Origin of the sequence: Desulfosporosinus fructosivorans, from assembly GCF_004766045.1 — a bacterium.
GTDB classification, from domain to species: domain Bacteria; phylum Bacillota; class Desulfitobacteriia; order Desulfitobacteriales; family Desulfitobacteriaceae; genus Desulfosporosinus; species Desulfosporosinus fructosivorans.
In genome coordinates this window covers 488,281-514,514 of record NZ_SPQQ01000003.1, presented here as the reverse complement: position 1 = coordinate 514,514, position 26,234 = coordinate 488,281, and the positions used below count along the sequence as shown (strand labels likewise).

At 41.1% G+C, this 26,234-nt stretch carries 23 protein-coding genes; 3 read left to right on the top strand and 20 right to left on the bottom strand.

From position 1 onward, the window contains the following. The first annotated feature begins 37 nt into the window (after window positions 1-37). From E4K67_RS10535 to E4K67_RS10525, 3 genes are all read left to right on the top strand, one after another. Complete coding sequence (locus E4K67_RS10535; RefSeq protein WP_158408452.1) at window positions 38-1,189, top strand: 2-deoxy-scyllo-inosose synthase; 1,152 nt, start codon at window positions 38-40, stop codon at window positions 1,187-1,189. 134 nt (window positions 1,190-1,323) lie between these two features. Next, window positions 1,324-2,151, top strand: a complete 828-nt coding sequence (locus E4K67_RS10530) for a sugar phosphate isomerase/epimerase family protein (protein WP_135546369.1) — start codon at window positions 1,324-1,326, stop codon at window positions 2,149-2,151. A gap of 35 nt (window positions 2,152-2,186) precedes the next feature. Beyond that, on the top strand, window positions 2,187-3,215 hold the full coding sequence (locus tag E4K67_RS10525; RefSeq protein WP_135546367.1) for a zinc-dependent alcohol dehydrogenase: 1,029 nt from the start codon (window positions 2,187-2,189) through the stop codon (window positions 3,213-3,215). On the opposite strand, the gene lpdD is transcribed toward E4K67_RS10525, so the two are convergent. The 20 genes from lpdD to E4K67_RS10435 form a co-directional block, all read right to left on the bottom strand. Next, the gene (gene lpdD, locus E4K67_RS10520; protein ID WP_135546365.1) at window positions 3,167-3,598 is read right to left on the bottom strand and encodes a prenylated flavin chaperone LpdD; all 432 of its coding nucleotides are present in this window, start codon (window positions 3,596-3,598) and stop codon (window positions 3,167-3,169) included. The two genes, E4K67_RS10525 and lpdD, sit on opposite strands and share 49 nt — an antisense overlap. Then, on the bottom strand, window positions 3,585-4,163 hold the full coding sequence (locus E4K67_RS10515) for a UbiX family flavin prenyltransferase (protein ID WP_135546363.1): 579 nt from the start codon (window positions 4,161-4,163) through the stop codon (window positions 3,585-3,587). Before E4K67_RS10515 ends, lpdD begins: the two co-directional genes overlap by 14 nt. Window positions 4,164-4,316: 153 nt before the next feature. After that, a complete protein-coding gene (locus tag E4K67_RS10510) occupies window positions 4,317-5,798 on the bottom strand; it encodes a UbiD family decarboxylase (RefSeq protein WP_135546361.1) in 1,482 nt (493 codons plus the stop codon). A 131-nt stretch (window positions 5,799-5,929) separates the two neighbouring features. Next, window positions 5,930-7,276: an MFS transporter gene (locus E4K67_RS10505; RefSeq protein ID WP_199242509.1), complete on the bottom strand. Its 1,347-nt coding sequence runs from the start codon at window positions 7,274-7,276 to the stop codon at window positions 5,930-5,932. Window positions 7,277-8,309: 1,033 nt separating this feature from the next. Next, complete coding sequence (locus tag E4K67_RS31085; protein ID WP_274594843.1) at window positions 8,310-8,441, bottom strand: hypothetical protein; 132 nt, start codon at window positions 8,439-8,441, stop codon at window positions 8,310-8,312. A 25-nt stretch (window positions 8,442-8,466) separates the two neighbouring features. Next, window positions 8,467-9,957: a sodium:solute symporter family protein gene (locus E4K67_RS10500; protein ID WP_135546359.1), complete on the bottom strand. Its 1,491-nt coding sequence runs from the start codon at window positions 9,955-9,957 to the stop codon at window positions 8,467-8,469. 665 nt (window positions 9,958-10,622) lie between these two features. Continuing rightward, window positions 10,623-12,155 carry a sigma-54 interaction domain-containing protein gene (locus E4K67_RS10495; protein ID WP_135546357.1) on the bottom strand — a complete coding sequence of 511 codons (1,533 nt, stop codon included), beginning with the start codon at window positions 12,153-12,155 and terminating at the stop codon, window positions 10,623-10,625. Window positions 12,156-12,519: 364 nt separating this feature from the next. Beyond that, window positions 12,520-13,344, bottom strand: a complete 825-nt coding sequence (locus E4K67_RS10490; RefSeq protein ID WP_135546355.1) for a methyl-accepting chemotaxis protein — start codon at window positions 13,342-13,344, stop codon at window positions 12,520-12,522. Between the two features lie 66 nt (window positions 13,345-13,410). Then, window positions 13,411-14,352: a branched-chain amino acid ABC transporter permease gene (locus E4K67_RS10485; protein ID WP_206752190.1), complete on the bottom strand. Its 942-nt coding sequence runs from the start codon at window positions 14,350-14,352 to the stop codon at window positions 13,411-13,413. 69 nt (window positions 14,353-14,421) lie between these two features. After that, window positions 14,422-15,291 (bottom strand): branched-chain amino acid ABC transporter permease, encoded by an 870-nt coding sequence (locus E4K67_RS10480; protein WP_135546352.1) that lies wholly within the window; start codon window positions 15,289-15,291, stop codon window positions 14,422-14,424. A gap of 51 nt (window positions 15,292-15,342) precedes the next feature. Continuing rightward, on the bottom strand, window positions 15,343-16,062 hold the full coding sequence (locus E4K67_RS10475) for an ABC transporter ATP-binding protein (RefSeq protein WP_135546350.1): 720 nt from the start codon (window positions 16,060-16,062) through the stop codon (window positions 15,343-15,345). After that, entirely contained in the window at window positions 16,059-16,784 is a 726-nt protein-coding gene (locus tag E4K67_RS10470) for an ABC transporter ATP-binding protein (protein ID WP_135546348.1), read from the bottom strand. The genes E4K67_RS10475 and E4K67_RS10470 overlap by 4 nt, the downstream gene beginning before the upstream one ends. Window positions 16,785-16,889: 105 nt before the next feature. Beyond that, window positions 16,890-18,197: an ABC transporter substrate-binding protein gene (locus E4K67_RS10465; protein ID WP_135546346.1), complete on the bottom strand. Its 1,308-nt coding sequence runs from the start codon at window positions 18,195-18,197 to the stop codon at window positions 16,890-16,892. 236 nt (window positions 18,198-18,433) lie between these two features. Then, window positions 18,434-19,774 (bottom strand): uracil-xanthine permease family protein, encoded by a 1,341-nt coding sequence (locus tag E4K67_RS10460; protein ID WP_135546344.1) that lies wholly within the window; start codon window positions 19,772-19,774, stop codon window positions 18,434-18,436. Window positions 19,775-19,853: 79 nt separating this feature from the next. Beyond that, entirely contained in the window at window positions 19,854-20,021 is a 168-nt protein-coding gene (locus E4K67_RS30100) for a hypothetical protein (protein ID WP_199242508.1), read from the bottom strand. A gap of 59 nt (window positions 20,022-20,080) precedes the next feature. Then, entirely contained in the window at window positions 20,081-21,262 is a 1,182-nt protein-coding gene (locus tag E4K67_RS10455; protein ID WP_135546342.1) for an acetyl-CoA C-acetyltransferase, read from the bottom strand. A gap of 125 nt (window positions 21,263-21,387) precedes the next feature. Then, window positions 21,388-22,032: a 3-oxoacid CoA-transferase subunit B gene (locus tag E4K67_RS10450; protein WP_135546341.1), complete on the bottom strand. Its 645-nt coding sequence runs from the start codon at window positions 22,030-22,032 to the stop codon at window positions 21,388-21,390. Further along, on the bottom strand, window positions 22,022-22,696 hold the full coding sequence (locus E4K67_RS10445) for a CoA transferase subunit A (RefSeq protein ID WP_135546339.1): 675 nt from the start codon (window positions 22,694-22,696) through the stop codon (window positions 22,022-22,024). The genes E4K67_RS10450 and E4K67_RS10445 overlap by 11 nt, the downstream gene beginning before the upstream one ends. Window positions 22,697-22,806: 110 nt before the next feature. Beyond that, a complete protein-coding gene (locus E4K67_RS10440) occupies window positions 22,807-23,652 on the bottom strand; it encodes a 4Fe-4S dicluster domain-containing protein (protein WP_135546337.1) in 846 nt (281 codons plus the stop codon). After that, window positions 23,649-26,231, bottom strand: coding sequence for a molybdopterin-dependent oxidoreductase (locus E4K67_RS10435; protein ID WP_135546335.1), 2,583 nt, complete (start codon window positions 26,229-26,231; stop codon window positions 23,649-23,651). Before E4K67_RS10435 ends, E4K67_RS10440 begins: the two co-directional genes overlap by 4 nt. Window positions 26,232-26,234 lie beyond the last annotated feature (3 nt).

Below are 26,234 nucleotides of genomic sequence, written 5' to 3'. Positions count from 1 at the left end.
AATTGAACAGATTATATTTAATAAGGAGATGTATCAAATGACAAAAGAAATTAAAATGATTGACTTTAAGACCCACTTGATTCCAGACCCTACATTTTATTTTGGAAACAGAATAACACACGAATTAGGGAGCCTTATAAATCGATACGACTACGACAAAGTATATTTCGTAACTAATGAGCTGTTGTTAAAACTATATGGAAAAGATATTTTGGATATGTTTAACCTAAATGCCATCACGCATGAAGTAGTTATTCTAACAGATGGAGAAGATCACAAAAACTTTCGGAATTTGGAGTACCTTTGTGAAACTTTAATAGAAAAGAACATTTCCAAAGGATCTATTATTTTAGGGTTCGGAGGGGGATGTCTAACCAATATTGTTGGTTTGGCGGCTGGATTAATTTTCAGAGGAATACGATATATAGAAATACCTACAACTTTGATGGGGATAACTGATAGTACCCTTAGTAATAAGCAGGCCATTAACGGAAAATATGGCAAAAACCAATTTGGCATGTATTATGCGCCAATTTTTATCTTCGGCGATACTCAATACTTGAAAACAGAGAGTATAGCTGGTAAAAAGTCAGCTATTGTCGAAGGGATAAAAAATGGATTTATTTCGAATAAGCGTTTGCTAGAGTATTTTGAAACTAAACTTGAAGAAGATATTGAAAATTACAGTGAAGAAAAATTGAATGAGCTTGCACTTAAGATTATTCAGTCAAAACTAAAAATTTTAGAAAGAGATCCCTCAGAGAAAGGCTATTGTATGACATTAGAGTATGGCCATACCTTTGGCCACGCAATGGAATTTTTCACTAAAGGAGGCATAACCCATGGTCTCGCGGTGGCCAAAGGCATGTGCATCGCTGCAGAGCTTTCACATCATTTAGGATATATTCCAAAGAGCCTACTAGATAGGCATTACTATCTAGTAAGCGAGAAATTAGGGTTAGATGTCTCTATTCCTGATTACATTTCGGTAGAAAATATTATGCAAGCAGGTTTGGCAGACAATAAGAAAACTGCACGTGGAATCCAGTATGTATTATTAAACGAAATCGGAGAGTGTCTAAATCCGGATGGTAATTTCCAAATTTCTGTTGATCCCGAAGTAGTAAGAAAAGTATTAACTGATTATAAGAAGAAAACAATTAACAGTAACGTCGCCGAAGCAGTTTAAGCTGCATATTGTGATGGTGTTTATTTGAACCTTGCGACAGGGTAGAGAATACTTGCCAAGAAATTCAGCCTATGTACTCCTACCTTGGATAACGTTTTACAGATCATGAATAAAAATATAGGAGTTGATACAATATGTTCAAATATAGCTTTAACTCAACGACTCTTAGAAATATGGATGTAATCGTAGCTTTAAAAAACATTAAGTCCTATGGCTATGCTGGCGTTGAGCTAACTTTGAATGATAATCATCTTCACCCCTTACAAAGTAGCCGAAGTAGGCTATCAGAAGTGAAAAACTGTTGTTCAGAAAATGACATCGCTATTGTTTGTGTTGCTGCAGGGGGAGACAGATTGTTAAGCAATGAACCATATGAACCTTCCCTAATCAATCCTGAAAGAGAAGGCAGGACAAAAAGGCTAGACCTGATAAAACGGTCAATGGAAGTTGCCACTTATCTTGGATCCCCAGTTTTGAACATTAATAGTGGAAAACTCAAAGAAGATATAGATGAGGAACAGGCATTCGAGTACCTTTATACAAATCTGGAGGAATTATTGCGTGAAAGCAGTGAGCTAGTCCTTGTGATGGAGCCCGAACCAGGGTTCTTTATTGGAACCTCTTATGACGCCATTAATTTAATTCAAAAAATCAACCATCCTCGTTTTAGATTAAATCTTGATATAGGGCATGTATTCTGTAGTGAAGAAAACTGTTATTCTGCTATTGAAAAGGCGTTACCTTATTCTAGACATATTCATATCGAAGATATTAAGCAAGGAATACATCACCATGAGATACCTGGTGAAGGAGATATAAATTTCGAAAAAGTGATTGAAATTCTTAAAAAATCCAGCTACAGCCATTATGTTAGTGTCGAATTGCACCATCATGCAGATATGTGGCAGAGGGCTTTAAAGGAAAGCTTAGAATATTTAACCAAGCTAGATAATCTTAAATAAGTACAAGATATTCAAAATATACTGGAGGGGATAAAATGCTTGAAAACAATGGCTTGGTAATAGAATCTCCCGGAGAACTAAAACTAATCAATCTACCTTTAAGAAAACTTGAAACTGACGAAGTTTTAGTAAGAGTCAAATATGTAGCACTTTGTGGCTCTGATATAAAATTATATTTAGGTAGTTATACAGCACCCCATAAGTATCCCATTGTTATTGGACATGAGTGGGTTGGTGAGATCGTACAAGTTGCAGCACAATCAGCACAAAATTGGAATATTGGTGATGTGATTACAGGAGATTGCTCAATTTTTTGTGGCTCATGCAGCTATTGTGGAATTAATAAAAATCATTGCCTTGATATAGAAAAAAAGGGCATCTCTCGAGATGGCGCATGCTGTCAAACTATTATAGTAAACGAGCGACATATCTATAACTGCCCAAAGTTACCAGATATTAGAGTTCTAGCTCTTGCAGAACCATTAGCGGTAGCTGTTCAAGGAATTATTAACCGAATATCTGAAGAAGACCTTAGACAAGTGAAAAGTGCGTTGATTATCGGTTCCGGTGGCATAGGAGTCATGGCATTGTTTTCTCTTCTTGAGTTTCAGATGCCGAAGATTACTATTGTGGATAGGGAAAAAGAAAAACTATCCCTTGTCTCTTCCTTTGGTTATTCAAATGTAACTACCCTTGAAACCGATTTGTCCGATAACACTCTGAATTCAGGCGAAGGTTTTGATTTAATTATTGAAGCGGCAGGAAGTAACACTGCTCTGAAGAGAGCAGTTGAGTTAGCCAATCCTTGTGGAAAAATAGTCTGTCTTGGACACCAAAAAATTACAGAAATAGATTTCGGATTGGTTATGAAAAAGTCTTTAAGTATCTTGGGTAGCATGGGGAGTACAGGTGGCTTTGAAAAGGCAATTAAGATTATAGAAAATAATTATGTCAATATTTCTAAACTTATTACGAGGATAGTTCCACTCGAAAAAGCTGAAGGATATTTTAAAACTCAGCTAAAGTCATCAAAAGATATTAAAGTTCTTATTGATTTAAAATGATCTATCAAGCTTCTTATAACACATTTACAATTTTCCAGAAGATCACTAAGATCTTCTGGCTTAGCGTCATCAATATGAATTCCCGCAATAACTGTTACAGTCCGATTTAAAGCAGCGGCTATTTGCAACGCAGCATTTCTAGCTAATTCGTCCTCTTTATGTCCCGTGACACATAAAACAGAAGCGCTTGCCGATACTTGGTTCGGATCAGCTAGACTCGGTCGAGGTATGGCCAACGCAACTGCCCCAACATGATATCGAGTTCCTCCTTCTATGACAACCACAAGGTCCTTACCGCAGACAAATGCTGCAACTTCAACTATGTGGTTCCCCGTACCACAGTTTTCCCGAAACAACTCAACACGATCATTAGGTTTGTCCATCTTCTTTTACGCCTCTCCAAGGGACAAACCCTTTAAACTCAAGATCAAACTGCATCATGATCTTACCCACCAAGTGGTCAATCATGTCCTGTATTGAACTCGGATTGTTATAAAAAGTTAGCATTGGTGGGAGAATAACACAACCATGTTCGGCAGCTGCAGACAGGTTTTTTAGATGTATAGAATTTAAGGGGAGTTCCCTAGGTACGAGGATTACTCGACGTCTTTCTTTAAGACAAACATCGGCAGCACGTAGCAAAAGGTTGTCCGTATAACCTGTAACTACACCTGATAAGGTTTTCATGCTACAAGGAATAATAACCATACCGTCTGTTTTAAATGACCCGCTGGAAATAGTTGCCGCAAGATTATTAATATCATAATAATAATCTGCCAAAGAGACTACATCTTCAAGCTTCAAATCGATTTCGTATTGAAATGTTCTCCTTGCCCCCTCTGTTATTATTAAATGAGTTTCACACTCTGGATGTTCAGATAAGGCTTTAAGTAAATTTACTCCTAATATTACGCCACTTGCTCCAGTAATTCCGACGATGATACGCAAAATGATCAACTCCCTGTGAAGTCAAAGTAGAAATAAGCAATTATCAAGTCGTCTTTATGAACAGCCATAAGTCCGTTCTCTAGACGACTCCTCAAGATAGTTAAATTAAATACATTAAGTGTTACTTTTCACCTAGTCGTTTTACAACTACCATCAGACGTTTGGTACAAAACGGCTTAAGTCGACTTCCTTAAATTTAGATCTTTGGAAATGATCCTTTAGTTTAAAGGGCACAGTGCAATCAAAAATTACCTTGCAAGAAATCCCTACATCATCAATCATTGGGTTATAACTTGGAGTCTGGGAAGGATCTAATGGATGACAGCGTACACCCGGTATGAAAACTGTATCAATATCCCCCTGATAGCGAGTATTGAGAGCCCACAAAACATCGTTGCTATCGAACGGATCTACATCTTCATCAACTAGAATCACGTGTTTAAGTTCCGAAAATGCCGCAAATGCTAATAGTGCAGCTTGTCTCTGGCGTCCTTCATCGCTTGGTATACTCTTCTTAAACTGTAAAACAGCCATGTATTTACCGCCTCCAGCAGAATGTGCATAAACATTCAATAGTCGGCCTGGCATTGCTCTTTCTACCATTTGCAATATACTCGCTTCTGTTGGTATACCTGCCATAGTAACATGTTCTTCACTTGCTCCAATGACAGTTTGCATAATTGGATTACGACGATGAGTCACCGCTTTGACCTTTATCACTGGCATTGAAGGGACCGCAAGCCCTGTGTAACCTGGAAATTCGGGCATGGCCTTCCCTGTATTCGTGTTTTGATCCTCCCTAATCCGCACTCCCGGAAGCAATTCACCTTCGATAACATATTCAGCATTGGCAATCGCTTTTTCGTTGATCGTTAAACATTGAACCATTTCCACTGCTCTATTTCTGATTGCTCCAGCTACACTCAATTCATTATAACCTAGAGGAGTTGTCGGTGCTTCAAAGCAAGATCCAACTTCAATAGCAGGATCCACACCTATACTAATAGAAATAGGGAGCGGTATTCCAAGTTCTTCTGCTTTATTGAAAAAATGACCGATATGACGAGCTCCGGGTGTTATCCACATGGACATTTCGTCGCTACTTTGCAAGCATAAGCGATGTATGGTAACGTCGGATTCACCAGTTTCTGGATCAGAAGCATAACACATACCCATCGTAATATATGGACCTGCATCCTCTTCAGTATTGGTGGGTGCAGGGACTAATTTTCTAATATCAAAACCTGGTTCCGTTGCATAATGGATAACTTCCTGACATAGAGCTTGCTCTTGGGGAATCGTTATTGGGGCAATGGGATGTTTAACTGCATCGTTTAAAAGAAAACCTAGTTTTTCTGACTTTGTACCAAGCAATAAAGCTACTCGTTCACGACTAGCTAGCAGTCCAATTATTACTTTTGCCCCTTCATGGCCTTTTACATTGTTGAAAATCATCGCTGGTCCGATTTGTGTGGGACGCATTACTGTTCCACCAGCACCAACATGACGGTAAACCCCAGATAATTCAGCATGTGGATCCACCGGTTCGTCAGTTTCAATTAATTGTCCAGGTACTGTCCTTAACAGTTCCAATGCCGATCTTAAATCTATGACATTGAATTTCTCAGTAGACATAAATAACCACTCCTACTCCTTTAGTTCTTATCTTGTTGCATAGTCCATATCTTGCAACCTTTTAAGTTCAACTTGACTTCGGACGGAGTAACTATTCCATCTGAAGTCAAGTTTCCAATCGACTACTGAAATTATCCTTTAATGTCAACTGTGTCGCTTGAAATGTCTGTTTTGAAGATAGTCCTGTCGGTCGATAGGGAAATAGCAATAGCGCTAATAATAGGGATACAAGCAAATACCCTTAGCGTCATAGAACCGGAAAAACCATAAGTCAAAAGTAAAGCAGCGATCATTGGCCCAAACACTGCACCGACACGACCGATGCCATAACCCATGCCTGTTCCAGTGCCGCGGAATGCAATAGGATAACTTTGAGCAATATAGGAACCGGCTACTCCACTCAGACCATGCTGTGCAGCGCCAGTTAAAAATAAAGCAATCGCTAATGCGAGAGCATTCTTGTTACCACCTATTACGCTGTCAACGAAAACAAGTGCAGATAGAACAAGTAAGCCTATGGATAATGTACGCTTACCACCAAACTTATCTTGAAGCCAACCACAAAGAGGAATACCTAATATAAATCCTAAGTTCCACACCAATGTAAAGAATAGACTCCATCCCAAAGACCAACCCTGTATCTTCAGTAACTGAGTAAGCCAGGTCAGGACGCCATAAATAAAAATGTAATTAAAAAACATCATTATCCAAAAGATAATTGTATTTTTGGCCAAGCCATTGGAAAATAAGCTTACCAGACTAACCTTACCTTGGTTCGATTTATCTAATTGATATTTATCATCCTTGAGAGGAACAAACGCTGGATTAGCGGCTTGCAATACTTTAACTATTTTATCATTTTGACCTTTGTCAATATAGTAAGCCATGGATTCAGGCAACCTATATTGAAACATAAGTAGTAACAACGGTATAGCAGCTAAGAAAAACATGCCCCGCCAACCGTAAGCCGGCAGCATCTTAACGGCTATTAAAGCAGCAATTACCGTTCCTAGAGCCATCCCGGAAGTAGTCCAAACCGTTAAGCGACTTCGTATGGCTTTGGGCGAATATTCTGAGACGTAAGCAACGACTACAGGAAATGCACCAGCAAGGCCTATTCCAGCAATAAAACGACATATCGCAAACTGGGTAAATGTTTGTGAAAAGCCCACCCCAACTGTAAATACGCCATAAACTGAGGTAGCTAGCATCAGTGCCCTTGCTTTTCCGAACTTATCAGCTATCGGACCGAGTACTAGCGAACCAAAGATCATTCCTGACAAACCAATACTTCCAAGCATACCGACCATTACAGGAGTTAAATTCCATTCTTTGATGAGTGATGGTACAACAAGACCAAAGACATTGATGTCAAATCCATCAGCTACTGCGGTCAAAAGGCAAACCATAAAAACATATCTAAAAAACTTATTAAATTTCCCTTCCTCGATGATATGATTAACAAATACTGGACGCATGTTTTCATCTCCTTTTTGAAATTATAATTAACACAACATAACCTAGTGTTTTTTAGTAGTAAATATAAAGTATTCAAGTTGTGTGCTATTCACCCAACGGAGCAACAAAACGCAAATATCCTCCCTTCCGTAAATATGTTAACATATTATGTCACGCCCCCACCCCCTTTATAGAAAAATATATTTAGTAATTCGACTTAGTCAATCTATTGATTCATCTTACTGTTTACTTTTCACTGAGCCAAAATTTACGATAATCACGTCGCAAACCACTTTCTCCAGCCCTATATCACCTCTATCTTTTTAAAACTATAACAATAAGTTATACAGTCATTACTTTTACTTCTATATAAACATTTCCATTAAAAATAGTCAATACATATATTTTACCATTCAAAATATTCAGATTTCATTCTCATTATCTATAGCCAAAGTCGTTTTTAAGGATGGATTGCGTCTATTTGGAAAAGAACATTGTTTTAATTCTGGTTTTCAGATGCAGTCTAAACGCCGCATATCCAGTTATTTCAACTCCTTTTTAATATGGAATTCTTAAAAGGACTCTCCCCTATGATACTTATTGCAATAACTATGCCAAACAGGACAATCTGATAGATGCACACTTTTAAACAAAGGCTTCTGAAAATATGATACTTTTTTGTATCATATTTTTCCTAGATCAAAAAGAAAAGCGCCTATTAGGCGCTTTTCTTTTTGATGCATTTACATATCACCTACAAAGCATTATTGTATCACTGTGCACTGTTTAATGCTCCCGCTCCTATAAACATTCGCCCCGTAAGCTGCTAAACCATGTGCCATCGCGATCCTACGCCACCAACACTAATAATCAGTCGTTAAACGATCATTAGTGTTGCTTTTAACGTTTATTGTTTATTGAAAGTTTTGTCTGGTCCCCATTCCATCTATTTTTGGGAATCTTTTTTTTGAGCATCTTGACGAGCTTGCCCAACTATACCTATAGCAAAAAGCACAATCATTAGAATAGTAATATAAGAAGCAACACCTATATTTACACCCATACTATTTCATCCCCTTTAACTACCATCTTTTTCCCGGATGGGAAACTCTCCATATACCATAAATGATCAATGATAGAACTGCCGCAAAAACCACTACTTCGACTAAAACCCAAATGACCCACATATTTATACCCCCTCGTATAATCTCTACTTCGCACTGATTGGAACATTATTCACTTTAGCAGCACGAATTCTTGATAAATAGCCTTCCTCTCCAGGAAGAATAGCAAACAATATAGTCCCTAACATAAATGCTACCACAGTAACCGGGTACATATTTAATGCCCAAGGTCCTTGTGCCCAAGAAGGAGTAGCAAATGTCCACCAGAAGTTAACTATGGTTGAAACTATAACCGTAATCCATGCAGCTGATTTGCTGGCTTTCCAAACAAGACCATACATGAAAATCACGAATATCGGAATACTCAAGGAGAAAGCCCACAAAAATACAGGGAATAGAATAGGAGCAAATAAAGCGGGAACCGCAGCCAGTAAGGCGACAAGAATAATCATCGGCCGCATTAGCTTCATTCTGGTTTCATCAGTCATATTGGGGAATACAGCTCTTTTTAAAATATCATTTACCAGTACTGTAGCATTACCAAGGACCTGACCCGCTCCTGCCGATAATACTGCTGCCAGCAAGCTTACCAACAACAAGGCGTATAACCATCCAGGAAGAGCTGCCATAGCTAATTGGAATACTACAAGTTTAGGACCCGCTGCAGCGAATTGAGGTAGTGTCATCCCTACTATAGCAATGATAACCCAAGGGAAAGCAGTTATTACGTTAGACATAGTACAAATAAAGAAACCTTTACGGCAATCTTCGTCGGATCTAGCAGCCATTAAAGGTACATACATTCCCTGAGCAACGGAGGCTGCTGCAATATGCAGTACGGTCACAGGTATGATGACTTGGTATATTACACCGGGCGAAAAGTTAAACATACTTAATTTGAATAATTGATCAACAGCTGCGTAAGAATGAACTACACCATCCCACCCTGCAGCATTTGCAGTAATCCAAAGACCAATGAAAAACAGTGAAAGATAGGAGCCTACAGTCATGACTACGGCATTGATCGTGCTTACCCATACAAGCTCCAATACACCACCAAAAACAACGTAGCAAACCAATAAGAGAAAGGCTATTACAATACACCAAGGGAATAAAGGTATTAACCCACCGGTTAACCCATACATAGCGCCAGCAATAGCGATGGTTTCAGCCATTGAAATTGCGGTCCAGCTCGCTATATTCACAGCCGCATGCATATAGCGCATTTTAATACCATAAAGTTTCTCGGAAACTTCAACAACAGTTTCTGCCCCCGTTTCACGTACCCAAGGTCCGAACCAGAGCATAAGTAACGGGATAAAGGCACCTCCAGCGATAATCGCCCACCAATAAACCGAAACCCCGAACATACTGGATGACTCCCATAATGACATTGTATGACCGGAGCCATGAGGAACTAATGACAATGTTATAGCAACAAGAGTCCAGGTAACAGTTCCTCCGCCCGTATTAAAATCATCAATATTTTTTATTTTTTTATGTGTATAGAAGTTTGCCAAACCAATCAAAATAACAAAATATAAAAGTGCTCCTATAATTGGACCCCACTGACCCATATAATAACCTCCCTCATTTTTCGAAGAATTCAAGTCATGTTTTGTTTTCCATAACTCCACAAAATTCTACTTGCCTTTTGTAAACACCTCTCCCCTCTTTACTCAAAAATTCTTCCCTCCTTTGTAGGACGTTTTGTTGAAACATTAGTATAAGTAAGAATACTAATACAATTTATAACAATGCAATTTTCATACCAATTCTCCATACATCACTTTTTGTATAAATGCGAATTGTTTACAACCACCCCCCCTCATTTTTTGACCCCTTCTTTCATTCCTCCTTCCAAGATATACTTGTCTTTTTTATGTATAATCAATTAACTATTAAACAAGATACATACCAACGTTCGATACACCTAAAAATACCTTAATAATGCGGGTTATATCGTTTATTCCCAGTTATTTTTGGGAATTTACCCGTTTTAGTCTCCACAATTCCGAGAGGCTATTATAATGTTCGGTTTTTCTAAGAATGACTCTCCTCATCGATACTCATTGCAATAACTATGTCAAACAAGATAATCTGATAGGTGCTCACTTTGCAACGATGACTTCCCCTATAAGATACATTTTTAAATCACATTTGTTCTAATCAAAAGAAAAAGCGCCTAATAGGCGCTTTTTCCTTTGATGCATTTACATATCATCTACAAATCATTATTGTATCATTTTGCCATAATACCCAGTTCCTTCGCTTTTCGCAAAACGGTTGGTTGGCTAACTCCCAAGGAAGGCGCAGCTTTATGCGTACTTCCATAGGTTTGTAAAGCATTCATTATCATCTGTCTTTCTAATATACTAACTGCTTCTTTTAAAGTTAAATTATTCTTGTCAAAGCAAACTGCGGCTAATTTCTCATTGTCTACAATTTTCACTATATGGTCTGAGTCAATCACAGGCTCATTAATGACTATTATCAGTCGCTCGATGATATTTCCTAATTCTCTAACGTTACCTGGCCAGTCATATTGTTGAAGCACTTCCATAGCCGAATTATTTATATACTTATTTACCTTATATTTTTCATTATACTTATGCAAGAAGTGATTAACTAGTAAAGGAATGTCCTCCAATCGTGAGCGAAGTGGAGGAATTTGGATTGGAACTACGTTTAATCTATAATAAAGGTCTTGCCGAAACATTCCCTTCGACACCTGTTCTTCCAAATTTTGATTTGTCGCCGCAATGACTCTCACATCAATCTTTATTGGTTTAAAACCACCAATTCGAGTGATTTCTTTCTCCTGTAATACACGTAGAATTTTTGACTGTAGATTAAATGGCATCTCTCCGATTTCATCTAGGAGTATTGTCCCTGAGTTAGCAATTTCGAACAAACCTAACTTATCCTTATTTTGAGCTCCAGTAAACGCTCCTTTCTCGTAGCCAAATAACTCAGACTCCAATAAATTTTCGGGAATCGCAGCACAATTCACCTTAATGTATGGCGAATCTTTTCTCAAACTGTTTTTATATATATCATTAGCGACAACCTCTTTACCAACCCCAGTTTCACCCGTAATTAAAACTGTAACCTCCACTTGAGCAACCTGATATATAAGCTGCCTAACTTGGCTCATACTTAGACTTCTACCAATCAATCCACTTTGGGCTGATTCTCTTTTGCGCAAGTACTTAAGTTCATCCACATACTTTTTAGTTAGTTTTTCCGAATTTTCCAGTTTATCTTGTAATTTTCTCAGTCCTGTAACGTCTCTCATTATTGTTAAAACTTGAGTTAATTCTCCTAATTCATTAAATATTGGACTGGCTGTAATTACTATTTTCTGGTTATTAATAACCGTAACACTAGAGGCCTTTTCCTTCTCCTTTAGGACCAACAATCCAGATTCCGTAACTAATTTTCTTTCTATTAACCACTCCAGACCTTGACCTAATATTTCTGATTCCACAATCCCAGTCATTTCTATAAAAGCTTTATTAACCGCAGTGATGATTCCAGTCTTATCAATAACATATATCCCGTCGTAAAGGGCGTCGCCAATAAGTAGGGCTTCAAGCTCTCGTTCTTTATAAGATTTTAAGTCCTTACTCATGTCTTCTATCCTATTTCTATATGTTTCATTTTCTTTAATTATCTGTTTTATTAATGTGCTAACATCTAATCCTGTACCCTCGATCAATTGACAAATTTGATTCTTAGCCATAGTATCCAAGACTAAAGTGTTATTTTCCATCACTTAGCTCCTTTTCAATTCAATAATTAGAAATATTAAGGGCTCTAACGTCAAACTTATCGCAAAAGTAAAGACAATAATGACGTTATATATTGTTGGACGACATGCACTTAATCGAGATATGAATTGGCCGGGAATGCTCTGTCAAAGAACAGAATTAATAAAAGGTCATTAGAGAATTCTCTTACTTATAATCCAGCTCAAACTCCAAAATATCTGGCTATTCATCTTTTAGATTGGCTATTAAGTGTGTTGACATGTGTTATCTCCATAAGAATCTCTTTGCCTGGACCAAAGCTCTTGATTCACCGCTTGCTAATATTGTCTAAAAATAAATTTACAGAATATTCACTTGGTTATTAATTTAAAAATTGCTTGAGATCTGTCTCAAATACTCAGCCGTTGCGCTTAGTTCTTGAAGAGATGCAGTAATTTCCTCCATACCAGCCGCTTGTTCCTGAAAAACATCATGTACATTTTTTACTTGTTGATGAATGCTAGATATAGAGTTTTTGGTTTTATCAAGAAATTCATTAATTTTATCGATTGATTCTTTACTTGTTGTGGAAAGTTTGCGAATCTCATTAGCGACCACACTAAAGCCCCTACCAACATCGCCCGCTCTGGCTGCCTCAATAGCCGCATTTAAACCTAATAAATTAGTCTGGTTCGCAATAGTTTTAATAAATTTTAATATTTCATCCGCTTTTGTATTTTCCTCATTTACCAGAGCTACATGGGATAATATTTCCGAGCTTGAGACTACAACATCCTGGATACCGAATGATATTTGGCCTATAGTAGTGGATATTTGCAATAATGACCCAGCCAATACTTCTGACACTTCAAGAATCTTAACTTGTTTGTCTAAGCTCTTGCCCATAGCTAGCGTTCCGATTACCTTACCATCAACGTCTTTAATAGGAAAAACGATTGAGCGAAATGAAAAGCCAAAAACCTCTTTAGGTAATATTTCAATAATCATTTTTCCTGATTTAAATACCCTATAATTTGTATCTTCCTTCGGTACGTTATCTCCTTCCTTAGCTGGTATTGGAATATCATTTACTATGAGTCTAAGGAATTTTTCCCCATCTGTTATTGCGAAACAAGTATCACTACCCATTGTAACTATTAAATACGGGAGCAAGGTATCCAATGATTTAAGAACCTCATTCTCTAAATCCATTTTAATTGCCTTCCCTTCTTAATTGACATGATTAAACAATACGATGCCAATCTCCGCCATGCAGCTCTAGATTCTTCGAGATGAGAAGATTTCAAATCTCAACTTTTGCTGTAGGGTCCCCATGATCCCCTTTGGTGCTATCAGTATGACCGTAATGGCCATCACACCCAGAATCAGCATTCCTATTCCGACATATTGGGAAAGAAATTGTTGTAAGAGGACATAGATAACCGCACCCACAATGGGACCCACCACCGTCCCTATTCCACCTATGATGACAATGAAGATTACAGCCACCGTCCAACTTATACTAAATGCTGCCGTCGGTTGAATAAAAGCCTGTGATAGATACAATACTCCTCCAGTAAATCCTGTCACCACTGCAGAGATGATAAAACAATAGAGTTTAGACTTAAAGATCTCCACACCCATCGTTTCCGCGGCTCCTTCGTTATCTCGCATGGCCATCAACCCTAATCCCAACTTCGATCGCAGTATGATCTGAACGAGGATAACTGAACTAATTCCCAAAGCAAGGGCTGCATAGTAGATATCATTGGTTGATAATTTATAGGCAGATCGAATGAAAATCCCCATACCCTGACGCACATAGGCCCAATTACTAAACACCACAACCATTATTTCCGCTGTAATCCAGCTAGCGATAGTAAAGTAAACGCCTTTCATTCTAAATAGTAGGAATGCTAGGAATGCAGCAACCACTCCTGAAATCAATCCACCCATTAGAATGCTCTGCCAGATGGTTAAACCATAATATTCAGTTAATACTGCCAGTGTATATCCTCCCAATCCGATAAAAATCTGCTGTCCTAAAGAGATTAGACCTGCGTACCCAGCTAGCAGATTCCACATTTGAGCAAACGCTACGTAAAGTGAAATCAAAAGAAACAGCATAACCAGATATTGAGTACCCCAAAGAGGCACTGTCAGAAGTACGAGCACTAGTAACCCTAAAGCAGAATACTTTATGGATCGGTTTGAGGTCAACCTCTTTAACATGAGGTTTAAATCACGTAATAAGATAGCTAAAACACCCCTTTCCGAATGAGATCAAACTCAGTTATGCCCAAAAAGCCCCTGTGGTCTCAAGACAAGCATAGCTAAGAGAACAATGTATCCTGACAGAAGCTGCATCTCAGTACCAAAAAAATGAGCTCCCAAAACTTGTGCCAAACCTAGGATGACTCCGGCTACCAAAGTACCTCCAATACTGCCCATCCCCCCAATAACAACCACACCAAAAGCGATGATCAAGTACTGTGTTCCCGTGTAAGGATAGAAATTATAGGTCATACCTACTAGAACACCTGCTATAGCTGCCGTCATCATCGCTATACCCATCGCAATACTATAGATTCTTTTAATATTAATCCCCATAAGCTTCGCTACATTTCCGTCATCCGAAGCTGCTCTTATTGCCCGACCTGGATAAGTTTTTTTCAAAAAGAAGTTAAGAATCAAGATGACAAAACAGGCGGCAAAGAAATCGACTAAATAGATGACTGGAATACTCAAATAATTCGTAATAATAACACTTTGGCTGGCAAGATTACTTGTTAAAGCACGAGCATCCGGGCTAAAAATCGCCAACAAGGAATTCTGAAGGATGATCGAGATTCCAAATGTGACAAGCATGGGTGATTCCGCCCCTTTTCCCAGCATTCGATTCAAGAGTAAGTTCTGGAATGCATACCCAACGAAGAACATTACTGGGGTAACAAGAATCACAGTTAGCAGGGGATTTAGTCCTAAGGATTGCGTTATACCAAAACTGAGATAGCTCGATAAGATCAGCAGATCACCGTGAGCCAAATTAGTTAGTTTCATAATTCCAAAAACCATGCTCATACCGATCCCAATCAAGGCATATAGACCACCTAATAAGATTCCATTCACCAACGGTTGTGCTAGACTTTGAACCACCATTATCGCCTCCCAGAAACCACCTTAATAAATAACTCTGTACTCTAGCTCTCCTCAGATTCCGAAGTATGCCTTGCGCACACTCTCTTCTGAGAGTTCCGAAGACTTTCCAGACAAAACAATTTCTCCCGCCAGCATGACATAACTCATTTCTGACGCTCTTAGGCTTCTGCGAACATCCTGTTCCACCAAGACAAACGTTGTTCCTTCTTGATTGATCGCCTCTATCTGTTTATAAATGTCTTTTACGACCAATGGAGCTAGTCCCAGCGAGACTTCATCAAAAAGTATTAACTTTGGATCTGACATCAAGGCCCTCCCGATCGCCAACATCTGCCGTTGACCTCCGCTGAGATTGCCCGCAAGCTGGTTTGCTTTTTCCAAGAGAATCGGAAATAAATCATAGGTCCGACGTAAGAGCTTTGTCTTCTTTTTTCTAGCATCCTTAGTGTACGAGCCAATAATGAGGTTCTCCAAAACACTCAATCCAGGAAATACCCTGCCTCCTTCCGGAACCATGGAAATGCCCTGCGCCACAATTTCATGCGCTAAACAGCCCGTGATGTCGTTATTCATAAAGCTAATTTTCCCTTCACTTGGCTTTTGGAGACCGGATATGGCTTGGAATAAAGTGGACTTTCCTGCTCCGTTCGCACCGATGACGGAAACTACCGTTCCTTCTTTAACCTCAAGTTTGACTTTTCGCAGAGCCTGAAAATCACCATAAGAAACGTCAATGCCCTCAACTTTCAATAGTACATTGTTCGATGTCATGCATCCTCAACTCCCAAATATACCTCTTCTACCAGTTTCGAAGCCAGAATTTCTTGCGGAACCCCACACGTAATGTTTTTACCCTCTGCTAAACACATCAATTGGTCGGTTGCTTCTAGCATGGTCTTAAGAATGTGTTCGATCCAAATAATCGTAACACCCATATTCTTGATGTTTTCTACGATTTGCATCACTGCTTTTACTTCTACTTCGGTCAGCCCCGCGGCCACTTCATCCAACAAGAGAACTTTGGGGTTGGTAGCAAGAGCCCGCGCCACTTCCAGTCTCTTGCGATCCATGAGAGTCAGTTTTCCAGCCAAAATATCCCTTTTTTCCGCAATTCCTGTAAAGGACAGAATTTCCAGACATTTATCCCGTGCTTTTCTTTCCGAAAATCCTGCCCCATGAACTCCACCAACCAAAATATTTTCATAAACCGTTAAATTTTCAAACGGGCATGGAACCTGATAGGTCCTGCCAATCCCCATTCGACATCGCTGGGCAGGGGATACTCTGGTAATCTCTATCCCTTGATAAACGATTCTGCCTCCCTGCGGCTTAATCCGACCACTCAAAGTGTTCAACAAAGTTGTCTTGCCCGCTCCATTTGGACCAATAACGCCCAGAACTTCTCCTTGCTGAACCCCCATAGAAAGAGAATCTAGAACTTTGTGTTTACCAAACGCAACGGTTAGGTTCTCAACTGTTATTATTTCACTCATAGTACAGCCCACCCTAATCTGTTTTTCGGTGAGAGCTATGTGGAGGTCTTCTCACCGAAAATCTATTTTGTCAGTACTATTGTTAAGTTACCCTCCCACCTCACATTAAGGAAGCGGGAAAATAATTTTAGCTGTTGTGGGACTATCAGGATGCTGCGTATTATTGATAATTTCTAAGTTCCAAGATCCTCCCTGCCCCTGTGTCCATTGTCCGCCCAGTAGCGGTGTCTTTGAATAATGATCTTCATTGTACTTAATAGGACCCACCATGGTGTTCAAATCAGTTTGGCCTATGGTCTGTCTGATTTGTTCCTTGTCGAGAGATGCGGTTCGTTTCAACACATCAGCAACGATTTCCATTCCTGCATAGTTGAAGCCAAGGACTGGAGTCCACTGCTTTCCTGCGGCTTGTGTCCAAGCGTCACAAAGTTCTTTGGAACTTTCACCTGTCAAGGATGACTTATATGAATTATACGGACTCCACCAGACCTCTGAAGTTAATCCTTGAGCAAGTGTTCCGCCGATGGCCTTCACATCTGTGGGGAAAAGATACGCCTTACCTACCGTTACAATCTTAGGACTATATCCCAATTGATTAGCCTGTTTCAAAAAGGCTGCAAAATCTGGAGGAATCATAACACCCGTTAAAATTTGAACGTTCTCTTTCTTAAATTGATTTATGATGGCACTATAGTCTTTGGTGCCATTAGGAAATCTACCTGGATCGACTATTTTATAGCCTTCGGCTGGAAGTTTTTGCGAAAATATTTTCTCAAAAACTATACCATCTGAATCATTTGGAAATAAATAACCTACAGTTTTGTTCTGATCACTGGCAGAACCCCAAATAGACATAAATTGCTTGGAAAGATCATCTACCGTCCAAAAGGCGTGATAGCTCCACTTATACGGTCCCCCTGCCAGCCACGCATCCACAGGTTCATCAAGTGAGACCGTTGGAATTCCGTAGCGTTCGGCAACGGCACTCACTGGGTTAACTGTGTCAGGTGTGTGTAAAACCAACAACATATCAACCTTATCGTCCAAAACGAGCTTGGAAGCAACATCCGCAGCTTTGGTAGGATTACTTTCAGTGTCCACGATCTTGATTTTAACTGGAAGTTTCTTGTTAAGTTCTTTAACAAGGATTCCCCCATCCTTGTTAATCTCAGTAAGAGCCCGATTTTCGACCCAAGGAGAAGCTTCACCAAAACCTGCTAGAGGACCGGTCGACGGACTAGGAATACCAATCAGAATATAGCCCCGTTTGTCAGCACGCTGGGCTTCTGCTGATATCCCCCCAGATGACTCTGAAGCTGACTTAGTGCCACAACCGCCCAATATCAATAACGTGCTCGCCATTAGCAAGGCCAAGAACCATACCCCCGACTTGGTAGCTACTCGTTTTTTCATAAATATACCTCCCTTATATTATTTATTAACTCTTGTTATGGTCTGGATCGCCTTCTCCAAGCCTTCAGATATCGCCAATTACCAATTTATTATAAATCTCACCTCCATGTATAAGTAATTCTAATTGTTCAATAAGTAATACTTTTATTACAGTGTAATCTAAGATCACAGAAAATTCAATAGCTTTCTGTGAAGGTTTAAGTAATATTTTTTAATAAATCATATTGTTGAAGGCTCTATTTCAGATTAACTCTAAAAATAACATGCTCCAATAAAATTGCAATAGTTACCCCAATAATCAGTCCGTTTGCCATCAGATAAATCAAACTTGATGGCAATATTGAGAAAGCCTGGACAGGGAGAACTGTAATGACATTACTTAGGAGGATAGAAAACCCCAAAATAACTGTCTTACGCGTATCCATACCTTCTTTGGCAGCATCTTTGATTCCCATCCCCATGATCATGATGAAAACAGAAAACATTACTGCGTAGCCAACTGTAATGGGCATAGCCGCAAAAAAATTGCCCACTGAAGGTATTAGCCCCAAGAACACCATAAAGACGCTACCAATGATAAACGGTAAGATATCTAAAACACCCGTTAGTGATGCAAATCCGATCGAAGATGCATAGGGGATAAAACCTACAACAGAGCCGATTGCGGCCAAAATATCTGCCACCCCTGTACATATCGCAGTCTTACTGTAAATCGAAACTTTTTCTTTTCGTTTATATAATTCATCCATACCTGATACACTAGCAACCAAGTTACTCAACACTACTAGACCTGCCATCAGTGCCGTTATCGTTACACCCACATCAAACGTCGGCCTACCCCAGGCAAAAATCTGTGGAAAGGCCAAAGCCGGTTGGTGCTGTGCGGCTATAGTCTGAAGTGACTGAGCCACTCCCGTAGCATAGGCAACTATCCAGCCTACTACTGTTCCAATCAGCACGGCCATACTTCTTATAAAGCCTTTGGCTTTCAATGACAACATAAGGATCGTTCCGATGGCAACAAAAAATACCCCTAATTTATCAATTGACAAGATGGCCTTTCCATCTACTGTCGTTAGAAGTCCCCTTGCAATCGTGGAGGAAAATTGTAGAGACATAATGATTAAAAAGGTCCCATTAACAATTGGGGTAAACAACTTTCGGATATAGGGCATGAGCTTAAACACACCCAACAGGATCGTCATAATTCCTGCGGCAAACAGTCCCGTCATTAAATCCGTCCGTAGCAATTCCAAGGGTTTCCCTGCCTGAACCGCCGTGGCAGCCAACAGGACAAAGGTCGTGTACCAAACCCCTGCCGGTCCCTCATAGATTGGATATTTGTGTCCGAAGAATGCCTGAGTCAAACTAGCTATCCCAGCAAAAAAAAACGTTCGTTGGGCCAAGGCCCCGATTTCCACTGCATCTAGACCCAATGCTGAACCCACCACGACCGGTATTGCCGCAGCATTGGCTACACCGAAAATAAAATGTTGCAAACTGTAAGCCATTGTGTCAAGCCGAAAAAGCCTTTCTCGAACACTTCCTAACGCCGCATGCGATAATTCATCTGACATATAATCCTCACCTAATACCTCAATTATTTTCACAGTTTGGCATTAAAATATATTACTTTTGGTCAAACGGGGAGTTTACCTAATTAGTTTCGAGCCTATTTTCTTTTATTTCTGCCATTTCTTCTATCTCATCATCAATATCCATTAGTGCAGTTAACCATTTCGCACGGTTTCCTTTATTTTTTACGAAATTTTTTAAGACTATTTCGCGTTCTTTTAGCAAAACTTCTGTTCGCTGTATAAGCATAATTTTCATTGACCTCCTCACTTGAATTTCGGATGAACTTCCCATAGGGTAAGTTCTCTCTATCTCCGCTCTACAATCATTGCAATCCCTTGACCGCCGCCGATACAGAGTGTAGCAAGTCCACGATGTGCTGCCTGGCGCTTCATTTCATGGAGCAGGGTTACTAAGATCCGCGCTCCTGACGCACCGATGGGATGACCTAAAGCAATGGCTCCCCCATTGACGTTTGTTTTTTCCATATCCAATTCAAGTTCTTTGGCCACTATCAACGTTTGTGAAGCAAAGGCTTCATTGGCTTCCACAACATCCAGATCAGCAATGCTTAAGTGAGCCTTTTCCAACGCTTTACGAGTGGCAGGAATTGGACCTGTCCCCATGATAAGCGGATCGACCCCTGCCGATGCCCAAGAAGTTATCGTCGCCAAAGGTGTTAATCCTAGTGATTCTGCCTTTTCTTTCGACATCACAACCACCGCGGCCGCTCCATCATTGAGCCCGGACGCATTTCCAGCTGTCACCGTACCGTCTCTCTTAAAGGCAGGACGCAACTTAGCTAGTGCATCATAAGTCGCTCCAAAGCGGGGAAATTCATCTTGAGCTACGACCAGTGGCTCGCCTTTCCGTAGCGGAATAGTTACAGAGACAATTTCTTCCTCAAATTTGCCAGCTTTAATGGCGGCTTCCGTGCGATTTTGGCTGGAAACCGCATAGTTATCCTGTATTTCTCGTGTGAATCCATTCTGTTCTGCGATGTTTTCTGCAGTAATCCCCATGTGGATATTATGGAAAGCATCCGTCAATCCATCGTGTACCATGGTATCAACCAAGACATCATTGCCCATACGGTATCCAGTACGCGCCTTGGGTAAGGCATAAGAAGACAGGGACATGCTTTCCATTCCACCGGCAATGATGATATCTGCATCCCCTGCTAATATAGCTTGCGCTGCGCAGACGACCGCTTTCAAGCCAGAACCACAAACTTTACTAACTGTCCAAGCGGGTACTTCAATGGGAAGTCCGGCTTTTACTGACGCTTGCCGAGCAGGATTTTGTCCTAGAGCTGAAGATAGAACGTTTCCCATAATAACTTCATCAACTTGATCCGGGGTGATTCCGGCCCTGTTAATAGCCTCTTTGATTACAATAGCTCCCAGTTCAACGGCAGCGATATTCGCTAAGACTCCATTAAAAGAACCGACAGGTGTCCGAACTGCACTTACGATGACTACTTCATTCAAGAATAAGACTCCCTCTCTAAAACTAATCTTCTATTTCGCAACGTAATTGGCTATTTAAGATTTCTAGCTATGCTTTAACGTCACACTGCAACTGTTTCCGTTGTGAGCTGTGGAGGCTCTAACAGTCAGGCTTCGGTGAGTAGCTGGGCCTCTGTACAGGCCTGCACTCCCTCGAAGGTTACGCCCGGTGCCATCTCCGTAAGAACCAAGCCGTTCGGCGTCACTTCCATGACTCCCATATCAGTGATAATCAGATTGACTTGCTTTGCTGCTGTCAAAGGCAATGTACACTTTTTCAAGACTTTTACTCCACCATTTTTAGCCGTATGCTCCATAGCAACAATAACGCGACGCGCACCAACTACCAGGTCCATTGCTCCGCCCATTCCTGGAACCATTTTTCCTGGGATCATCCAGTTTGCTAAATTCCCTTCTTCATCCACTTGAAGCGCGCCGAGTACTGTGGCATCCACATGACCGCCCCTGATGATAGCAAACGACGTAGCACTATCGAAGCAACAACCGCCTGGTAAGATGGTAGCATATTGCCCACCGGCATTCACTGTATCAGGATCTTCTTTTCCAGTTTCCGGTGCAGGACCGACACCCATATAGCCGTTTTCAGACTGAAGAATTAGTTTTATCCCTTCCGGTAGAGCATTTGCCACCTTCGTAGGAATTCCGATCCCTAAGTTGACGACATCTCCCGTTTTAAACTCTTGAGCCACTCTGTTTACGAGCCACTCCATCCTCACTTCCTTATCCAACATCGGGCACCTCCAGCGGTTTCTTCTGAACCAAATAATCAATAAAAATACCCGGGGTCATGACTTCATCCGGATCGATCTCCCCAACTTCTACGATGTTATCCACTTGAACAATCACTAGATCAGCAGCCATCGCCATTACTGGATTAAAATTACGAGCAGCTCGACGATAGACGAGATTTCCGGCCTTATCCGCTTTATAGGCATTTAACAAGGCCACATTAGCGCGAATAGGAAGTTCTAAAAGATATTCGGTACCATTGACAACAAGCTTCTGCTTCCCGTCCTCCACAATCGTCCCGATTCCTGTAGGAGTTAAAATTCCGCCTAAACCCGCGCCGGCAGCTCGAATCTGCTCGACTAACGTTCCTTGAGGCACCAACTTTACATCAAGTTCGCTAGCAGACATTTGCCTTCCGGTTTCTTTGTTCGTGCCAATGTGGGTTGCTATAAGCTTACTCACGCAACGCTTCACAATAAGTTGGGACATCGCGTCCCCAAGAATACCAGTATCATTCGCAATAAGTTTTAGATCTTTAGTTCCCTTCTGGCAAACTTCTTCCAGAAGTTGGTCGGGGGCTCCACATCCAATAAACCCGCCTACCATTACAGTCATTCCATTCTGAACCTTACTGATTGCTTCTTCTAGACTTACTACTTGTGCCATTTGCTAATTTCAACCTCCTTAATCTACCGGACTACAAGCTTACCTAGATTGAACGGTCTACCACAAGTAAACCCATGGCAGACCGTTTACGAATTCTTTTCTTAAGGAAGTTACCTTGTTAGGTAAACCGACCCTACATTGATACTTGTGATTAAATCAACCTTGATTGTTTTAGAACCGTAACCTGGATACTCAACCATCAACGTATACTCTCCACTGTTAGGTTCCAACTTATCTACTTTAAAGTCGCCATAGTTATTCGTTTCCGTGACGATATTCTGTTGGGTCCCGACATTAGTTAGAGTAACTATTGCGCCGTCCGCGCAGTCTTTTTTGTCATGCAACTCGACACTGCCCGTGACATGGCATTTTGTAAATCGATACAAATTCTTGTAATAGACGCGCGGCTTAGTGCCATATTCCGGATGGTAGACTTCTAGATTTTCAGCCTTAATCTTTTCTGCCATCTCGTCGTCCTCAAGATATAGGAAGTTCAGCGTTCCTGTCGGACACGCGAACGTACACCTTGGCTCTTTCCATGTCCCATCATCCAGCAGATGAGCACACATTGTACATTTTTGCGGCAATTGGCTTTCTTCATTCCAGTAAATCACCTTATAAGGACAGGCTTCTACAAGTTGCTTTTGCCCCTTTGCTTTGACTGGATCGATGATTACAATACCGTCTTCCCTTTTATAAACTGCTCCATTCGTCGCTGCCTTAATACAGGGAGCATTATCGCAGTGCATACATGGGAGGGGTAAATACGCCACATCTTGGAGCGGATACTGCCCTCTTTCAATATTTAAAATATCCATCCAACGATGCCCAAACCGTGGCTGAGATACCGCGATTGGTAGATTGTCATTGTCCCAATGCTCGTCTTTACAACTGAGGAAACAATTGTTACAGTCGCTGCATCTTGCAATATCAATCATCATGTTAACTTTTTTCATGATTCCATCCCCTCCCACTTTTCCACTTGTACAAGGAGTGAATTGGAGGCCATTCCATATGAATTTTTGCCCATAAACCGTTTTGAGTTCAAGTTATTGATGCAACCAGCTCTCTCCGGTGAATTGCCGGGTTCTCCAAGCGGCAGATAGTCCGCACAAGATTCATAGGAATGCGCCGTGCCGGGAGGGACCCGCTCAGTCACTTGAGCAGCCATTATAACAACCCCTCTGTCATTGAATACTTTGATCAAGTCGTGGTGTTTAATGCCTCTTGCTTCCGCATCCTTGGTGTTAATCCTGAAAATCCAGTAACGATGTCCATCGGCTGCTAAGACTCGATGGTCTCTTATTTCATTTAAATGGCTTTCTTTACTATCGCCCATCGTATGGAAGCTAAATCTGGGATGCGGCGATATGACCTGCAGCGGGTATTGAGCATAATGTGGGGAGTGATGCCCTTCCCAAGACTCAATATATCGCGTCACGGGATGTCTTTCCATATCATTTGGATCGAATCTCTCCAAGCTGGTACTGACAAATTCGATCTTACCCGAACCCGTCTGAACTCCTTTGCGTGCTACCTGCTGCGAAGGCATTGGACCCCAATCTGGAGTGTCAATTTCTCGATCTTCGGCATACCATCTCATGGCTGGCGTAGATTTGGAGCCTTTCGGCTTGTTGGGTACCACATAATAGCCCTTTTCCAGGAATTTTTCCCACGTTATTCCCTTCGGCAGGTCGGTAGCATAGAAATATTGTTTAATCCAGTCCATCTCTGTTTTACCACCATCGGTAAAGATATCTCCAATGCCCAGTTTGTAGGCCAAATCGGCAAAAATCTGGTAGTCGGACTTGGACTCGCCCAGCGGCTCGATGCATTTCATCTGCAAGCTGATGACACGGTGGTTACATTGGCTGTAAGTGTGCGGAATATATCCGGAGCAGTTGGCAAATTCACTGATATCCCAGCGTTCAAAGTTTGTGCAAGCTGGCAGGATGATATCTGCAAAGCGCGCTTCTCCTTCAAACCAAACGGATTGGTTGACCACGAAGGGCAGTTTGTCCGTCCGATACATTTTGACATAACGTTTTGTTTCGGTCATTGTTCCGATGAAGGAACCGCCATAACGATAATACATTTGAATTTTCGAATAGCCTGGAGCCGGATATTCATATTTCTGGAATTGTGCCTCGACATTCGCGCCACAGAAACCTTTTCCCCTCCACTCCAGCTTACCTTCCAGAATGGCTTCTGGAATCCTCAAACGAGGTATGTGCTGACCTTGTGGAGAATTGATGGGATTTCGGGTAGGACGGTCATTGGCGAACATTCGGTAGGCAAACTCGTATCCGGATGCGGCATTATCCACATCGCCTGAGATTCCTCCCTCAGCATAGCCTGGGAAAAAGAAACTTTCGTCAACAGGTGCGCCTTGAGTCGTTGACCATACGTTGATACCGGGTTTCCCCATACCTTGCATAGCAATCAGACAAATCATCATACGCGCCCATTCGTTACCGGTTGTCGCACGGCATGCGCCGCCCCAACCGCCAAGACCGCCGGCACCCAGCATGGTCTTCTTGGATGCCCATTCGCGAGCTAAGGCCTTGATTTCTCGCTCTGGAATTCCTGTTTCATTTTCCGCCCATTTGGCATCTTTAGGTATTCCGTCTTCTTTACCTAGGATGTATTCTGTCCACCGTTCAAAACCATGCGTTCGTGTTGCTACGTACTCTTTATCATACGTTCCTTCAGTAATCCAGATATAAGCGATACCCGCTGCTAAAGCAGCGTCTGTTCCTGAGCGAGGTGCCAACCATTTATCTCCAAACAATGCGGCACTGTGGTTATGGTATGGATCAATGAACACCATCTTTACGCCCAGTTCTTTCAGCCAAAAACGCCGAGGTGTGCTCTCAAAGGCAGCATAAATCCCGTTATTAGTTTCTGGGTCAGCTGACCAAAACACGATCATATCTGTATTCTGCAGGCCATCTTCCAATAAATCGTACTGTTCTGGGTTGCCAAGGCGCCAACTGAACCCCCAGTTATGCATTCCACCCCAGTGCCAGCCTTCCCAACTATCCGGATTGTGGTCAGCATACGTGAAACCGACTAAGTTCATGAATCGAAACAGAGTACTAAACCGATAGCCAATATTCCCCCAAAGGTGATGAGAGCTCGCAGTACTCATAATCGCACCAGGTCCAAAATCCCGCTTAACGCGAATAATTTCACTAGATACGATAGTTAAAGCTTCTTCCCAGCTAATTCTTTCATACTCCGACGAACCACGATTTTCACAATTTCTTTCCCCATTGACATCAAAGTCCACTCGTTTCATTGGATATAGAACACGTTTGGGCGAATAGATCTGTGATTTCCAAGCTGCGGTAACTGGGGTAATGGTCGTTTTGCGCGACGGAGTAAACGTTCTGCCTCGCGCTTCAATTTCCCAGTTCGGTGCGTCTTCATCCGTCAATTCCATGGGATACATCCGTACTATTTTGTCGTCTAATACATCAACAAATACCGGGCCACCTGTTGTACTGTTGGTGTATCGTTTTATTTCTCCCATTGC

Excerpts from the sequence above, each read along its gene's own strand:
- E4K67_RS10500 (WP_135546359.1), bottom strand. The coding sequence starts at position 9,957 with ATGGGTCAGTGGGGTCCAATTATAGGAGCACTTTTATATTTTGTTATT.
- E4K67_RS10480 (WP_135546352.1), bottom strand. The coding sequence starts at position 15,291 with ATGGTGGTTCAAAGTCTAGCACAACCGTTGGTGAATGGAATCTTATTA.
- E4K67_RS10490 (WP_135546355.1), bottom strand. The coding sequence starts at position 13,344 with ATGGATTTAGAGAATGAGGTTCTTAAATCATTGGATACCTTGCTCCCG.
- E4K67_RS10435 (WP_135546335.1), bottom strand. The coding sequence starts at position 26,231 with ATGGGAGAAATAAAACGATACACCAACAGTACAACAGGTGGCCCGGTA.
- E4K67_RS10535 (WP_158408452.1), top strand. The coding sequence starts at position 38 with ATGACAAAAGAAATTAAAATGATTGACTTTAAGACCCACTTGATTCCA.
- E4K67_RS10445 (WP_135546339.1), bottom strand. The coding sequence starts at position 22,696 with ATGGCACAAGTAGTAAGTCTAGAAGAAGCAATCAGTAAGGTTCAGAAT.
- E4K67_RS10465 (WP_135546346.1), bottom strand. The coding sequence starts at position 18,197 with ATGAAAAAACGAGTAGCTACCAAGTCGGGGGTATGGTTCTTGGCCTTG.
- E4K67_RS10470 (WP_135546348.1), bottom strand. The coding sequence starts at position 16,784 with ATGAGTGAAATAATAACAGTTGAGAACCTAACCGTTGCGTTTGGTAAA.
- lpdD (WP_135546365.1), bottom strand. The coding sequence starts at position 3,598 with ATGGACAAACCTAATGATCGTGTTGAGTTGTTTCGGGAAAACTGTGGT.
- E4K67_RS10510 (WP_135546361.1), bottom strand. The coding sequence starts at position 5,798 with ATGTCTACTGAGAAATTCAATGTCATAGATTTAAGATCGGCATTGGAA.
- E4K67_RS10530 (WP_135546369.1), top strand. The coding sequence starts at position 1,324 with ATGTTCAAATATAGCTTTAACTCAACGACTCTTAGAAATATGGATGTA.
- E4K67_RS10525 (WP_135546367.1), top strand. The coding sequence starts at position 2,187 with ATGCTTGAAAACAATGGCTTGGTAATAGAATCTCCCGGAGAACTAAAA.
- E4K67_RS10475 (WP_135546350.1), bottom strand. The coding sequence starts at position 16,062 with ATGACATCGAACAATGTACTATTGAAAGTTGAGGGCATTGACGTTTCT.
- E4K67_RS30100 (WP_199242508.1), bottom strand. The coding sequence starts at position 20,021 with ATGCTTATACAGCGAACAGAAGTTTTGCTAAAAGAACGCGAAATAGTC.
- E4K67_RS10440 (WP_135546337.1), bottom strand. The coding sequence starts at position 23,652 with ATGAAAAAAGTTAACATGATGATTGATATTGCAAGATGCAGCGACTGT.
- E4K67_RS10450 (WP_135546341.1), bottom strand. The coding sequence starts at position 22,032 with ATGTTGGATAAGGAAGTGAGGATGGAGTGGCTCGTAAACAGAGTGGCT.
- E4K67_RS10460 (WP_135546344.1), bottom strand. The coding sequence starts at position 19,774 with ATGTCAGATGAATTATCGCATGCGGCGTTAGGAAGTGTTCGAGAAAGG.
- E4K67_RS10495 (WP_135546357.1), bottom strand. The coding sequence starts at position 12,155 with ATGGAAAATAACACTTTAGTCTTGGATACTATGGCTAAGAATCAAATT.
- E4K67_RS10505 (WP_199242509.1), bottom strand. The coding sequence starts at position 7,276 with ATGCGTCCAGTATTTGTTAATCATATCATCGAGGAAGGGAAATTTAAT.